Source organism: Streptomyces albus subsp. albus, assembly GCF_000725885.1.
Classification (GTDB): Bacteria; Actinomycetota; Actinomycetes; order Streptomycetales; family Streptomycetaceae; genus Streptomyces; species Streptomyces albus.
Genome location: NZ_JODR01000003.1, coordinates 204,546 through 218,693 on the forward strand (window position 1 = coordinate 204,546; position 14,148 = coordinate 218,693).

The 14,148-nt window shown below is 71.0% G+C and carries 11 protein-coding genes; 3 read left to right on the forward strand and 8 right to left on the reverse strand.

What is annotated here, in order from left to right; translation table 11 throughout:
* Positions 1–16: 16 nt before the first annotated feature.
* The gene (locus IO40_RS0104275; RefSeq protein ID WP_016467720.1) at positions 17–817 is read left to right on the forward strand and encodes a DUF2470 domain-containing protein; all 801 of its coding nucleotides are present in this window, start codon (positions 17–19) and stop codon (positions 815–817) included.
* Positions 818–877: 60 nt separating this feature from the next.
* Here IO40_RS0104275 and IO40_RS0104280 read toward each other — a convergent pair whose 3' ends face one another.
* The 4 genes from IO40_RS0104280 to IO40_RS0104295 form a co-directional block, all read right to left on the reverse strand.
* A complete protein-coding gene (locus tag IO40_RS0104280) occupies positions 878–2,233 on the reverse strand; it encodes a replication-associated recombination protein A (RefSeq protein WP_030407904.1) in 1,356 nt (451 codons plus the stop codon).
* An 89-nt stretch (positions 2,234–2,322) separates the two neighbouring features.
* Positions 2,323–2,958, reverse strand: coding sequence for a vitamin K epoxide reductase family protein (locus IO40_RS0104285; RefSeq protein WP_016467722.1), 636 nt, complete (start codon positions 2,956–2,958; stop codon positions 2,323–2,325).
* A 69-nt stretch (positions 2,959–3,027) separates the two neighbouring features.
* Complete coding sequence (hisS, locus tag IO40_RS0104290; RefSeq protein ID WP_031025553.1) at positions 3,028–4,290, reverse strand: histidine--tRNA ligase; 1,263 nt, start codon at positions 4,288–4,290, stop codon at positions 3,028–3,030.
* An 11-nt stretch (positions 4,291–4,301) separates the two neighbouring features.
* Entirely contained in the window at positions 4,302–5,027 is a 726-nt protein-coding gene (locus tag IO40_RS0104295) for an MBL fold metallo-hydrolase (protein ID WP_016467724.1), read from the reverse strand.
* 206 nt (positions 5,028–5,233) lie between these two features.
* Between IO40_RS0104295 and IO40_RS0104300 the strand changes: the two genes are divergently transcribed.
* Together IO40_RS0104300 and IO40_RS0104305 are read left to right on the forward strand one after the other, a co-directional pair.
* The gene (locus IO40_RS0104300) at positions 5,234–6,049 is read left to right on the forward strand and encodes a peptidylprolyl isomerase (RefSeq protein ID WP_016467725.1); all 816 of its coding nucleotides are present in this window, start codon (positions 5,234–5,236) and stop codon (positions 6,047–6,049) included.
* A gap of 168 nt (positions 6,050–6,217) precedes the next feature.
* Positions 6,218–7,447: a DUF349 domain-containing protein gene (locus tag IO40_RS0104305; RefSeq protein WP_031174899.1), complete on the forward strand. Its 1,230-nt coding sequence runs from the start codon at positions 6,218–6,220 to the stop codon at positions 7,445–7,447.
* A 220-nt stretch (positions 7,448–7,667) separates the two neighbouring features.
* On the opposite strand, the gene IO40_RS0104310 is transcribed toward IO40_RS0104305, so the two are convergent.
* The 4 genes from IO40_RS0104310 to secD all read right to left on the reverse strand — a co-directional run bounded on the left by IO40_RS0104310 (position 7,668) and on the right by secD (position 14,049).
* Positions 7,668–10,256: a RelA/SpoT family protein gene (locus IO40_RS0104310; protein WP_016467727.1), complete on the reverse strand. Its 2,589-nt coding sequence runs from the start codon at positions 10,254–10,256 to the stop codon at positions 7,668–7,670.
* Positions 10,257–10,456: 200 nt separating this feature from the next.
* Entirely contained in the window at positions 10,457–11,044 is a 588-nt protein-coding gene (locus IO40_RS0104315) for an adenine phosphoribosyltransferase (RefSeq protein ID WP_016467728.1), read from the reverse strand.
* A gap of 4 nt (positions 11,045–11,048) precedes the next feature.
* Positions 11,049–12,203, reverse strand: coding sequence for a protein translocase subunit SecF (gene secF, locus IO40_RS0104320; RefSeq protein ID WP_016467729.1), 1,155 nt, complete (start codon positions 12,201–12,203; stop codon positions 11,049–11,051).
* 1 nt (position 12,204) lies between these two features.
* Positions 12,205–14,049, reverse strand: coding sequence for a protein translocase subunit SecD (gene secD / locus IO40_RS0104325; RefSeq protein WP_016467730.1), 1,845 nt, complete (start codon positions 14,047–14,049; stop codon positions 12,205–12,207).
* Positions 14,050–14,148: the final 99 nt, after the last annotated feature.

Consider the following 14,148-nt stretch of genomic DNA (forward strand, 5'->3'; position numbering starts at 1 on the left):
TAGCTGAGGAGTACGTATGTTTCGACCTGGGATTTCCCTGCCTGGCGAGCACGCCGAGGGGGAACAGCCGCGTCCCGTGGAAGACGTCCGCCGGCCCTCGGCCGCCGAACGTGTACGAACCCTCGCACAGTCAAGCGTATCGGCCCTGCTCACCATTCCCGGCACCGAGCAGGGCGCCCCGCAGCCGGCCGCCGACCTGATGCGGACCCGCACGGTCGGCCCCGAAGGAGACGTTCTGCTGCTGGTTCCGGCCGACTCGGTGGAGGCCCGCGCCTGCACCTGGGCCCAGGACGACGACCTCGCCGCCGTGATGGAGATCACGGATGTGGCACCCGTCTCGGTGCCCCACCGCGTGCGGGGACGCGCCTGGATCGCCGGCTGGCTCACCCCCGTCCACGGCGCGGACCGGGCCGCCTGCGCCCGGCTCCTGGCCCAGGCCGCACCCTCCGCGCCCGCCCCCGGCGACTCCCGCCAGGTGCTGCGTCTGGAGGTCGGCGAGGCCTACGTGGACGATCTGTGGGGCGCCGAGGACGTCGAACCCGACGCCTTCGCCGCCGCCTCCCCCGACCCCCTGGCGCGGCACGAGGCCGAACTCCTCCAGCACCTCGCCGCCGCCCACTCCGCGCAGATCCGCGACTTGTGCGCCTGCCAGGAGTGGGAGCAGGCCGTCCCCGTGGCCCTCGACAGGTTCGGACTCCGCGTACGCGGCTGGAGCGCCGAGGGCTCCTGCATGGACGCCCGCTTCGAGTTCCCGGAGCCCGTCGGCAGCGTGGACGAGCTCCGCCACGCCATGCACGCCCTGTTCAGCGCGGGCTGAGCCCTCCGTACCGGGCCCGGAGCGGTCCGCCCGCGTCCGCGCGGGGAGGGCCGCTCCCGGCTAGTCCGGCTCGCCCCGCAGCCGGGCGCGGACGCGTTCGGCGACATCCGCGTACCGCGCCTCCGCGCCGTACCGGGTGGGCTCGTAGTACCGCTTGCCGTGCACCGCGTCCGGCGCGTACTGCTGGGCCGCGATCCCGCCGGGCAGGTCGTGCGGGTACTGGTACCCCTTGCCGTGCCCCAGCTTCTGCGCGCCCTTGTAGTGGCTGTCCCGCAGGTGCGCCGGCACCGGTCCGGCCAGACCGGCCCGTACGTCGGCGAGCGCGGCGTCGATCGCCATGTACGCCGCGTTCGACTTGGGCGCCAGCGCGAGCGCCACCGTGGCCTGCGAGAGGGTGATCCGCGCCTCCGGGAAGCCGATCATCGCGACGGCCTGGGCGGCGGCGACGGCGGTCTGCAGGGCCGAGGGATCGGCGAGGCCCACGTCCTCGCTCGCGGAGATCATCAGCCGGCGCGCGATGAACCGGGGGTCCTCGCCCGCCTCGATCATGCGCGCCAGATAGTGCAGCGCGGCGTCCACGTCGGAACCGCGGATCGACTTGATCAGGGCGCTCGCCACGTCGTAGTGCTGGTCACCGGCCCGGTCGTACTTGACGGCCGCGCGGTCCACGGCCTCCTCGACGGTGGCCAGCGTCACCGTCGTCTCCCCCTTGGCGAGGGCCGCGCCCGCGCCCGCCTCCAGGGCCGTGAGCGCCCGTCGCGCGTCCCCGCCGGCGATGCGCAGCAGATGGTCCTCGGCGTCCTCGGGCAAGGTCACCTGCCCGGCCAGCCCGCGCTCGTCGGCGACGGCACGCCGCAGCAGCCCGCGGATGTCGTCGTCGGTCAGCGGCTCCAGCGTCAGCAGCAGGGAACGGGACAGCAGCGGGGAGATGACCGAGAAGTACGGGTTCTCGGTGGTGGCGGCGATCAGCGTCACCCAGCGGTTCTCCACGGCGGGCAGCAGGGAGTCCTGCTGGGCCTTGCTGAAGCGGTGGATCTCGTCCAGGAACAGGACGGTGTCCTTGCTGTACGCACCGGAGGAGCGGCGCGCCTCGTCGATGACGGCGCGGACCTCCTTGACCCCCGCGGTGATCGCCGACAGCTCCACGAACCGCTTGTCGGTGGCCTTGCTGACCACATAGGCGAGCGTCGTCTTGCCGATGCCGGGCGGCCCCCACAGCATCACCGAGGACGGCCCGGCCGGTCCGCCGCCGCCCTCGCCCACCAGGCGGCGCAGCGGAGATCCGGGGCGCAGCAGATGCTGCTGGCCCACCACCTCGTCCAGGCTGCGCGGGCGCATCCGTACGGCGAGGGGGCTGGCGGACGGGTCCTTGGCCTGGCGGTCCTCTGCTGCTGCGGTGAAAAGATCGGGCTCCACGTCGGAAACCCTAAGTCAGCCCTCCGACAAACGCCGCCCGGCCCGTCCCGGCCGGTCTGCGCCCCGGCGGCCCGCGGCGAGCGCGCTTCTCAGCTGGTCCAGAAGTCCCACCAGCGCGTCAGCACCAGGATGCCGATCACGCCGATGTGCAGGACGGGGAGCACCCAGGGGAACTCGTCGGCGAAGGAGCGCACCCCCGCCGGGGCGGGCAGGAAGCCGCTGCGGACGTTGTGCGCGGTCACGTACCAGAACATGATGATCGTGGCGACCCAGGCCAGGGAGCACCACAGGCACAGGTTCCCGATGTTGTAGAGCGACTGGTACTGGAGCCAGGTGACGAAACCGACGCCGAACAGGCAGCCGGCGTTGAAGGTCAGCCAGTACCAGCGGGGGAACGTCGCACGGGTCAGCAGTGTGACGCCGACGCAGATGACGATGCCGTACGCCACGAGCCCGATCATCGGGTTGGGGGCGCCGAAGGCGGACGCCTGGTCGCTCTGCATGATGTTGCCGCAGGAGACCACGGGGTTGATGCTGCACGCCGGCTTGAAGTTCTTGTCCTCCAGGAGCTTGAACTTGTCCAGCGTGATGACCCAGGCGGCGAGCAGCCCCGCGGCCCCCGTGACGATCAGCATCCAGCCGAACGCCCGGCTGGCGCCGACGGCACCCCCCTTCGCTGTGTCCGCAGCCGCGTGCGCCTCGTCGGGGGGTGCCGTCGTCGTCATAGCCTTCTTCGTCCCGTCATCTGGTCCATGGCCGGTACGGGGCACATTCTGCCCCAACTGGCCGTCCCGTCACCGCAGCTCGGTCTGCACTTCGGCCACCACCCGATCGAGTGCGACGGACTTCTGTTCGCCGCTGTCCAGGTTCTTGAGCTGGGCCACGCCCTCGGCCAGATCGCGTTCGCCGAGCAGCAGTGCGAAGCGGGCCCCGGAGCGGTTGGCCGACTTCATCGCGTTCTTCATGCCCTTGCCGCCGTAGGCGAGGTCGGCCGCGACCCCCGCCCGGCGCAGCCCGGTCACGACGTGGAACAGCCGGCGCCGCGCCTCGTCGCCGATCGGCACCGCGAACACCTCGGTGGGCCGGGCCAGTTCCAGCTCGATGCCCTCCGCCTCCAGCGCCAGCACCGTACGGTCCACGCCCAGCGCCCAGCCGACGGACGGCAGCGCCGGTCCGCCGATCATCTCGGAGAGGCCGTCGTACCGGCCGCCGCCGCCGATCGCGGACTGCGACCCGAGACCGTCGTGCACGAACTCGAAGGTGGTGCGCGTGTAGTAGTCCAGGCCGCGCACCAGGCGCGGGTCGTCCTCGAACGGGACACCGGCCTCGGTCAGCAGGGTGCGCACCTCCTCGTGGAAGGCCTTGCACTCCTCGCACAGGTGGTCGCGCATCATGGGCGCGTCCGCGAGCTGCCGCTGGACGCTCTCCCGCTTGTCGTCCAGCACCCGCAGCGGGTTGATCTCGATGCGGGCCCGGGTGTCCTCGTCCAGGTCCAGGCCGCGCAGGTAGTCCTGGAGCGCCGCCCGGTAGGCGGGCCGGCAGGTGCGGTCGCCCAGCGAGTTGAGCAGCAGCCGGAAGCCGCTCAGCCCGAGCGAGCGGTAGGCGTCGTGGGCCAGGACGATCAGTTCGGCGTCCAGCGCCGGGTCCTCGGTACCCAGCGCCTCCGCGCCGACCTGCGAGAAGTGCCGGTAGCGGCCCTTCTGCGGGCGCTCGTAGCGGTAGTACGAGCCCGAGTACCACAGCTTCACCGGGAGGTTGCCCGCCTTGTGCAGGTTGGCCTCCAGCGCGGCGCGCAGCACCGAGGCGGTGCCCTCCGGCCGCAGGGCCAGCTCGGTGCCGCCCTTGGTGGTGAGGGTGTACATCTCCTTGGTCACGATGTCGGTGGACTCGCCGACACCGCGTGCGAACAGCTCGACGCTCTCGAACCCGGGCGTCTCCACGTAGCCGTAGCCGGACCTGCGCAGCGGCGCGGCGATGGCCTCGCGCACCGCCAGATACGTCGCGGAGTCGGGCGGCAGCAGATCGTAGGTGCCCCGGGGGGCCTTGAAGGTGCTCACGTCGCTTCTCGTCACAATCCTCGTCGCGGGGAGGCGGCCGGGCCCATGCCGCCGCCTCCCGGGCCGTGTTCCGCCACCTGCCTCAGGAAGGGGTTGGTGGCGCGTTCACGGCCGATGGTCGTCTGGTGCTGGTGCCCGGGCAGGACCACGGTCTCGTCCGCGAGCGGCAGGCACACGCGGGCCAGGGACCGCAGAATCTCCTCCGGGTCGCCGCCGGGCAGGTCGGTGCGTCCGATGGAGCCGGCGAACAGCAGGTCGCCCGAGAAGAAGACCGGCGGTACGTCGGCCTGTTCGGGCATCCGGAAGGTCACCGACCCCTTGGTATGGCCGGGCGCGTGCGCGACGGTCAGCTCCAGGCCCGCCAGGTTCAGCGTGGTGCCGTCGGTCAGTTCGCGGAGGTCGTCGGGCTCGCCCACGGCCAGTTCGCCCATCAGCGGCTGCCCGATGGTCATGCCCAGCGCCTTCTCCGGGTCGCTCATCATGTAGCGGTCGTCCGGGTGGATCCAGGCGGGCACGTCGTGCGCACCGCAGACCGGTACGACCGAGGCGACGTGGTCGATGTGGCCGTGCGTGAGGAGCACCGCGACCGGCTTGAGCCGGTGTTTGGCGACGGCCTCCGCGACCCCTTCCGCGGCCTGGTGGCCCGGGTCGATGATCACGCACTCCTCACCGGCGGCGGGGGCGACCAGATAACAGTTGGTCCCCCAGGCCCCGGCGGGGAACCCGGCAACGAGCACGATCGTCCTTCATTCGTCCGACAGCGGGCAGTGGTGAAGCGGTCGAGCAGGCGCTTCACCGCTCAGGCACCTCAGCCTACCGGCGCCGGTACGCACGGGGCGAACCCATGGGCGGGGCGTATACGGTACGTGAGGTCCGCAGGTGCGACGCCCCGACGACGCCTCTCAGAAGCGACCCTCACCGACGCCTCGAAGGAGACGAGACCGTGGTCAGCAGTGAGCAGCGCAGAAAGCAGCTCGCCCGTGAGAAGTACGAGCGGTACCTCAGGCGGCGGGAGGCCGCACGCCGCAAGGCCCGGATCCGCAACGGGCTGATCGCCGTCGGTGTGGTGCTGGTGCTGGCCGCGGGGGGCGCGTACGCGGCCTCCGGCGGGCTGAACGGGGACAAGGAGAAGAAGGACGAGGCGGCGCCCAAGGCCCCCGACCCGTCGGCCACCAGCAAGGCCCCCGACCCCTGCGACAAGCCCGCGAAGGGCAAGCCGAACGGCAAGCAGTGGAAGAAGGAGCCGGCCATGACGGTCGACAAGTCGGCCTCCTACACGATGGAGCTGAGCACCACCTGCGGTGACATCCCCATCGAGCTCGACGCCGCCGAGGCGCCGCACACGGTCAACTCCTTCGCCTTCCTGGCCGGTGAGAAGTTCTTCGACCACACGCCCTGCCACCGGCTGACCGATCTGCCCGAGCCCCAGCCGCTGCACGTGCTCCAGTGCGGCTCCCCCGACGGCAACCCGGCGGGCGGCCCCGGCTACAAGTTCGACGACGAGAACCTCAAGGGCGCCACCTACCCGGCGGGCACCGTGGCGATGGCCAACAGCGGGCCGGACACCAACGGCAGCCAGTTCTTCCTCGTCTACGAGGACAGCAAGCTCCCGCCCCGCTACACACCGTTCGGCAAAATCTCCGCTTCGGGCATGAAGGTGCTCAAGAAGATCGCCAAGGCGGGAGTGGCATCGCCGCAGGGCGACGGCATGCCCAACGCCACTGTGGTGATCGACAAGGCTACGGTCCGTAAGTCCTGACGGACCTGGAAGGGCCGGCCCGCCCGTCCGCCGCCCGAGCCGGGCAATTCGCCCCTCGCCGGATGCGGACAGCGCGGGCGCCGGTCGCCTATGTTGGCTGTGACGAGAACCGTGGACGATGCCGGGGGGCCACAACGCCCCTGGCGGGCATCTTGTGGAGGAGGCGCTGTGAGCAGCGACCCGTGGGGCCGCGTCGATGACGCGGGGACTGTGTACGTGCGTACGGCGGACGGCGAGAAGGTCGCCGGCTCGTGGCAGGCGGGCTCGCCCGACGAGGCCCTCGCCTACTTCAAGCGCAAGTACGACGGTCTGGTCGTGGAGATCGACCTGCTTGAGCGCCGGGTGAACACCACCGACCTGTCGGCCAAGGACGCCACGGCCGCGATCGAGCACCTGCGTGAGCAGGTCGACGCGCACCACGCCGTCGGCGACCTCGAGGCCCTGCGCACCCGACTGGACAGACTGACCGAGACGGTCGGCAAGCGCCAGGAGGAGCGCAAGGCCCGCAAGGCGCAGCAGTCCCAGGAGGCGCGCCGTGCCAAGGAGGACCTGGTCGCCGAGGCCGAGCAGCTCGCGCAGAGCGACCAGTGGCGTGCCGCCGGGGAACGGCTGCGGGCACTGGTCGACTCCTGGAAGGGCCTGCCCCGGCTGGACCGCAAGACGGACGACGAGCTGTGGCACCGCTTCTCGCACGCCCGCTCGGCGTTCTCCAAGCGCCGCAAGGCCCACTTCGCGCAGCTGGACGCGCAGCGGGAGGAGGCGCGGCGGCGCAAGGAGAAGTTGGTCGCCGAGGCCGAGGCGCTCTCCGGCTCGCGGGACTGGGGCCCCACCGCCGCCAAGTACCGCGAGCTGATGCAGGAGTGGAAGGCGGCCGGGCGGGCCCAGCGGGAGCACGAGGACGACCTGTGGGCCCGTTTCCGGGGCGCGCAGGACGTGTTCTTCCAGGCCCGGGCCGAGGTCTTCGCGGAGCGCGACAGCGAGCAGCGCGAGAACCTGGCCCGGAAGGAGGAACTGGCCGCCGAGGCGGAGAAGCTGCTGCCGGTCACCGATCTGAAGGCCGCGCGGAGCGCGTTCCGCGCCCTCAACGAGCGGTGGGACGCCATCGGCCATGTGCCGCGGGACGCCCGGCCCCGGGTCGAGGGCCGGATGCACGCCGTCGAGCGGGCGATCCAGGAGGCCGAGGAGGCCGAGTGGCGCCGCACCAACCCCGAGGCGCGGGCCCGCGCCGAGGGGCTGACCGGTCAGCTCCAGGACGCCGTCGACAAGCTCAAGGCCCAGATCGAGAAGGCGCGTTCGGCGGGCAACGCCGCCAAGGCGGCCAAGCTGGAGCGTGAGCTGGAGGGTCGCCAGGCCCTGCTCGACCAGGCCCTCAAGGGTCTGCAGGAGTTCGGGGGCTGAGCTGCGGCCGGGAGGGGGTGGCCGAACGCCGCGGCCGGGGCCGCCCCTCCCGGCAGCCGCCTCCCCGGGCCGGCACTGCCGTGGCGGCGGCCTTCCGCGAGCTTTCGCCGTCCTGCGCCCTGCGCACCGTCGCGGGACCGACGATGGCGGCCTCTCCCGGCAGCAGGCCAACAGGCCCGGGCAGCCGCGGAATCCGTCGTGACGGCCGCCCGGGCAGCAGTTACGACGGGCGCCGGGCCGAGGTCACGCGATAGACGTCGTAGACGCCCTCCACACCGCGCACGGCCTTCAGCACGTGCCCCAGGTGCTTGGGGTCGCCCATCTCGAAGGTGAAGCGGGAGATGGCGACGCGGTCGCGGGAGGTCTGCACCGCGGCGGACAGGATGTTGACGTGCTGGTCCGAGAGCACCCGTGTGACGTCGGACAGCAGCCGGGACCGGTCCAGCGCCTCGACCTGGATGGCGACCAGGAAGACGGACGACTGGGTGGGTGCCCACTCCACGTCCAGGATGCGCTGCGGCTCCCGGGTGAGGGAGTCGACGTTGACACAGTCGGTGCGGTGCACCGAGACACCGTTGCCGCGGGTGACGAACCCGATGATCGGGTCCCCCGGCACCGGGGTGCAGCAGCGGGCCAGCTTGACCCACACGTCGGACCCGGCGCCCTTGACGACGACGCCCGGGTCGGCGGTCGAGCGCCGGCGGGTCCCCCGGGCCGGCATCGGCGGCGCCGTCTCGGCGATGTCCTCCTTGGCCTCGTCCTCGCCGCCGAGCGCCTGCACCAGCTTGTGGCAGACGTTCTGCGCCGAGACGTGGCCCTCCCCGATGGCCGCGTAGAGCGCGGAGATGTCGGGGTAGCGCATCTCGTGCGCGAGGGTGACCAGCGAGTCCCCGGTGAGGATGCGCTGGATGGGCAGGTTCTGCTTGCGCATGGCCCGCGCTATGGCGTCCTTGCCCTGCTCGATCGCCTCGTCCCGCCGCTCACGGGTGAACCAGGCGCGGATCTTGTTGCGGGCACGCGGCGACTTCACGAAGTTCAGCCAGTCCCGGGAGGGGCCCGCACCCGGCGCCTTGGAGGTGAAGACCTCCACCGTGTCGCCGTTGTCCAAGGTGGACTCCAGCGGCACGAGGCGCCCGTTGACGCGCGCACCGATGGTGCGGTGCCCGACCTCGGTGTGCACCGCGTACGCGAAGTCGACGGGCGTGGCCCCGGCGGGCAGCGCTATCACATCGCCCTTGGGGGTGAAGACGAAGACCTCGTTACGGGACAGGTCGAACCGCAGGGACTCCAGGAACTCACCCGGGTCCTCGGTCTCCTTCTGCCAGTCGAGCAACTGCCGCAGCCACGACATGTCGTTGATCGTGTCGTCGGCGGCGCCGCCCTTGCCGCTGCTCCGTGGCACGTCCGTGCGCACCTTGGAGGCGCCGGCGACGGCCTGCTGCTTGTACTTCCAGTGCGCGGCGATGCCGTACTCGGCACGGCGGTGCATGTCGAAGGTGCGGATCTGGAGTTCGACGGGCTTGCCGCCGGGGCCGATGACCGTCGTGTGCAGCGACTGGTACATGTTGAACTTGGGCATCGCGATGTAGTCCTTGAACCGCCCCGGAACCGGGTTCCAGCGGGCGTGGACGGTGCCCAGCGCGGCGTAGCAGTCGCGCACGGTGTCCACCAGGACGCGGATGCCCACCAGGTCGTAGATCTCCGCGAAGTCACGGCCGCGGACGATCATCTTCTGGTAGACGCTGTAGTAGTGCTTGGGCCGGCCGGTGACGGTGGCCTTGATGCGCGCGGCCCGCAGATCGGCCTGGACCTCGTCGGTGACCAGCGCCAGGTACTCGTCCCGCTTGGGCGCCCGCTCGGCGACCAGCCGGACGATCTCGTCGTACATCTTGGGGTAGAGGATCGCGAAGGCGAGGTCCTCCAGCTCCCACTTGATGGTGTTCATGCCGAGCCGGTGGGCGAGCGGAGCGAAGATCTCCAGCGTCTCGCGGGCCTTCTGCTCCTGCTTGGACCGCCGCAGGAAGCGCATGGTGCGCATGTTGTGCAGCCGGTCGGCCAGCTTGATGACCAGGACACGCGGGTCCTTGGCCATGGCGACGACCATCTTGCGCACCGTCTCGGCCTGCGCCGCCTCACCGAACTTGACCTTGTCCAGCTTGGTGACGCCGTCCACCAGGAGCGCCACCTGGTCGCCGAAGTCACGGCGCAGTGTGTCGAGGCCGTACTCGGTGTCCTCGACGGTGTCGTGCAGCAGGCCCGCCATCAGGGTGGCCGGGTCCATGCCCAGCTCGGCCAGGATGGTGGTCACGGCGAGCGGATGCGTGATGTACGGATCGCCGCTCTTGCGCTTCTGGCCGCGGTGCCAGCGCTCGGCCACCTGGTAGGCGCGCTCGATCTGGCGCAGCGTCGAGGACTCGATCTTGGGATCGTTGCTGCGGACTATCCGCAGCAACGGCTCCAGGACGGGATTGAACGGGCTGGAGCGCTGCACCCCGAGGCGGGCCAGACGGGCGCGTACGCGGTTGGAGGAGCCGGAGCGGCCCGAGACCCCGGAGACGGCCCGCGCGGGGGCCACACGGTCCTTGGAGCCGTTCTCGGCGCCCTTCCCGCCACGCGCGGAGGCGCTGCGGGGCGCGGCCCCGGACCGGGCCGCCGTGTCCGCGGCGCGGGAGCGGCCCCCGCCCGAGCTCTTGGCAGGCAGCCCGTCGTCGGCCGCGGCACCTGACCGGCGCTGGGCGGCCTCGCCCGCGGCCTTCGCCTCCTGACGCCGCCGCTGGGCGGCGGTGAGCTGCTGGGCCTCGTCTGGCAAGAGCACTCCTCGATGGACCGCAGGTCGGACTGCCATGGTAGCCACCCGGGCCGCCCGGGCCCTCCCGGAGAGGGCGGGCGCGGTACAGGAGAGGCGGCCACCCGTTCATGGTGAACGTATCGGGTGGCCGCCTTATGCCGCTGCGCCCCGCGTCAGGGTGTGCCCGGACTGTGACCCGGCCGCCGGGAGGGGCTGGCGGGTCAGACGGCGATCAGGGCGTCCAGAGGGGCGCCGGCCAGGGCCCGCTCGACCCTTTCCCGGCCGCCGAGGAACCCCAGCTCCAGCAGGACCGCCAGCCCCACGACCTCGGCCCCGGTCCGCCGCAGCAACTGCACGGAGGCCTCGGCGGTGCCGCCGGTCGCCAGCACGTCGTCGATCACCAGGACGCGGTCCCCCTCGGCCAGCCCCTCGGCGTGGACCTCGATCCGGGCGCTGCCGTATTCGAGGTCGTAGGACTGGGAGAGCGTGGCCCCGGGGAGCTTGCCCGCCTTGCGTACGGGCACGAAGCCGACCCCGGCGCGCACGGCCGCCGGGGCGCCCAGGATGAAGCCGCGCGCCTCCAGGCCGACGATCTTGGTGACCCGCTGCTTGGCGGCGATGCCCGCCAGCACGTCGGTGAGGACGGAGAACGCCTGCGCGTCGGCGAGCAGCGGGGTGATGTCCTTGAACATCACGCCCGGCTTGGGGTAGTCCGGCACGTCGTGGATGCGGCTGGCCAGCAGCTCCCGCACATCGGCGGGAACCTGCGGGCCGGCCGGGGACGCTGCCGGGGGTTGGGTCGTGCTCACCGGTTCACCTGCGCTTTCCGGACGGCTTCCCGCGCCTGTTGCGCGAGGAGGGCTGCCGCCGCTGTCCGCCGACCGCGGCGGCGGGCCGCCCGCCGTCGCCGGGACCGGCGGCGGAGGCGTCGTCGCCGTCGTCCGGCTCGTCGCCTGGTTCATCGTCCTGTTCGCCGTCCTGCTCGTGCGCCTCCCGCTGGGCCGCCTTGAGGCGCTTGGTGTGCACCCGGCGGGCCAGCGCCTTCATCTGGGGAGTGCGCTCCTTGAAGTCGGCGACCAGCGGAGTGGCGATGAAGATCGAGGAGTAGGCACCGGCCGCGAGACCGACGAACAGGGAGAGCGCGATGTCGTTGAGCATGCCGCCGCCGAGCATGCCGCCGCCGATGAACAGCAGTCCGGCGACCGGCAGCAGCGCGACGACCGTCGTGTTGATCGACCGCACCAGCGTGCCGTTGATGCTCCGGTTCGCGATCTCGCTGTAGGTGAACTTCGTCTGCTTGGTGACGTTCTTGCTGCTCTCCCGCAGACCGTCGAAGACGACGACCGTGTCGTAGAGCGAGTAGCCGAGAATCGTCAGCAGACCGATGACCGTACCGGGCGTCACCTCGAAGCCGACGAGGGAGTAGACACCGACGGTGATGGTGAGGTCGTGGATGAGCGCGATCAGCGCGGCCAGCGCCATCCGCCACTCGAAGGCGATGGCGAGATAGATCACCACCAGGATCATGAAGATCCCCAGGCCCTGCCACGCCTTGTTGGCGATCTGCTCGCCCCAGCTCGGTCCGACGAGCTGGGCGTCGATCTTCTCCGCGTCGACCTTCAGCTCGTCGGCCAGCTCCTCCTTGACCTTCGTGGAGGTCTTGGTGTCGACCTGGGCGATCTGGATGCGCTTCCCGCCGTCGCCGAGCGCCTGGACGATGGCGGTGTGGCCGGAGACCTTCTCGGCGGCCTCGGTGGTCTGCTGCACGGAGGCCGTGGTCTTGGGCGTGGTGAAGACCGCGCCGCCCTCGAACTCGATGCCCATGTTGAGGCCGCGGACGACCACACCGACGATCGCCGTGATGGTGATCAGGATGGAGACGCCGTACCAGATCTTGCGGTGGCGGATGAAGTCGTAGCCGACCTCACCGCGGTAGAGCCGGGCGCCGAGAGTACCGAGACGGGACATCTCAGGCCTCCTTCGTGTCGGTGCTGACGGTACGACGGCCGCGTCGCAGCGGTGGCTTGGCTCCGAGCCGCTTGGGATCGAGGCCGGACCAGGGGTGCCCGTCGGCGAAGAACTTCCTGCGCGCGAGCAGCGTCATGACCGGCTTGGTGAAGAAGAACACCACGACGACGTCCAGCGCGGTGGTCAGGCCCAGCGTGAACGCGAAGCCCTGCACCTTGCCGACGGTCACGATGAACAGCACCGCGGCGGCGAGGAAGGACACGAAGTCGGAGACGAGGATGGTGCGCCGCGCCCGCGGCCAGGCCCGCTCGACGGCGGGCCGCAGCGTACGACCCTCACGCACTTCGTCCCGGATCCGTTCGAAGTAGACGATGAAGGAGTCGGCGGTGATACCGATGGCCACGATCGCACCGCAGACGGCCGGCAGGTTGAGCGCGAAGCCCATCGCCGGACCCAGCAGCGTCATGATCGTGTAGGTGAGGATCGCGGAGGCGATCAGGCTGACGATGGCGATCAGCGACAGACCGCGGTAGTAGACGACGAGGTAGACGACCACCAGGGCGAGGCCGATGGCTCCCGCGATCAGACCGGCCGTCAGCTGGTCGCTGCCCAGCGCGGCGGTGACGGTGGTGACGTCGGATTCCTCGAAGGAGAGCGGCAGCGCACCGTAGGAGAGGATGTTGCCCAGTTCCTCGGCGGACTGCTGGTCGAAGCTGCCGGAGATCTCCGCGTTGTTGGTCAGCCGCTCGCGCACGGTCGGCGCGGACTGGACCTCACCGTCCAGCGTGATCGCGAACTGGTTCTGCGGCTGCGGCTTGCTCATCAGCTTGCCGGTGATGTCGCCGAACTGGTCGGAGCCCTTGTCGCTGAACGACATCTGGACGATCCACTGGCTGCGCTGCTGGTCGAAGACCGCCTTGGCCTTGCTCACGTTCTTGCCCGGAACGGCGACGGGACCGAGCGCGTACTTGATGGGGTCCTTGGCGTCGCAGGCGACGATCGGCTCGGAGTTCCTCGTGTTGGCGGCCTTCTCGCTCGCCTTGGCCCGGGCTTCCTTGGTGGAGCAGTCGAGGGCGTTGAGCTTCTTGGCCAGATCGGCCGGGACACCCGGCTGCTGCGGCTGCTGAGTGGGCGGCGGGCTCTGCTCGCCCGACTTGCTGGGATCGGGGCTGGGGCTCTTGTCCGCCGGGTCGTTCTTGGCGGTCAGGCCCTCGGTGACGGCTCGGCCCTGCTGGCCGGCCCCCTTGCCGGCACCGTCGGAGTCGCCTTGCTTGTCTCCGGAGGCGCCATCGGGACTCTTCCCGTCGTCGCCTCCGGACCCCTTGCCGTCCGAACTGCCGGCCTTCTCCCCCCTGTCACCGCCTTGTCCCGGGCTCTTGCCCGTACTCGGCGACTTGGAGGAGGACGACGGCGTCGGTGTCGGCTGCCCCTTGTCCACCTGGGCCAGCGTCAGCACCGGGCGGAAGGAGAGCTGCGCGGTGGTGCCCACCTGCTCACGCGCCTGCTGGGAGTTGGTGCCCTTGGGGATGTTGACGATGATGTGCCGGTCGCCCTGGGTCTGGACCTCGGCCTCCGACACACCGAGACCGTTGACACGCCGCTCGATGATGCTGACGGCGGTGTCCATGTTGGTCTTGTTGATCGCGTTGGGCTTGCCCGGCTGGTTCTTGGCCTCAAGCGTGATGCTGGTGCCGCCCGCGAGGTCGATACCCAGCCGCGGGGCCTTGTGACCGGAGGCGAACATGCCTCCGACCAGGCCCCCCATGACCAGCAGAATGAGCACGAGGGAGCGCCATGGCCTCCCCTTGGCGCCGGAGGCCCTGCGCCCCCTTTTCGGTGCTGCCACCTTGTCGTCTCTCCCTGTCCAACCGCCCGTGCCGCCCCGCGAGTTCGGCCGGGCGCGGCACAGCGGCGCGCGAAGTGGTCTGTGACGTGCTACGCCGCC

Coding starts and splice junctions, on each gene's coding strand:
- IO40_RS0104275 (WP_016467720.1), top strand. CDS start 17: ATGTTTCGACCTGGGATTTCCCTGCCTGGCGAGCACGCCGAGGGGGAA.
- IO40_RS0104285 (WP_016467722.1), bottom strand. CDS start 2,958: ATGACGACGACGGCACCCCCCGACGAGGCGCACGCGGCTGCGGACACA.
- secF (WP_016467729.1), bottom strand. CDS start 12,203: ATGTCCCGTCTCGGTACTCTCGGCGCCCGGCTCTACCGCGGTGAGGTC.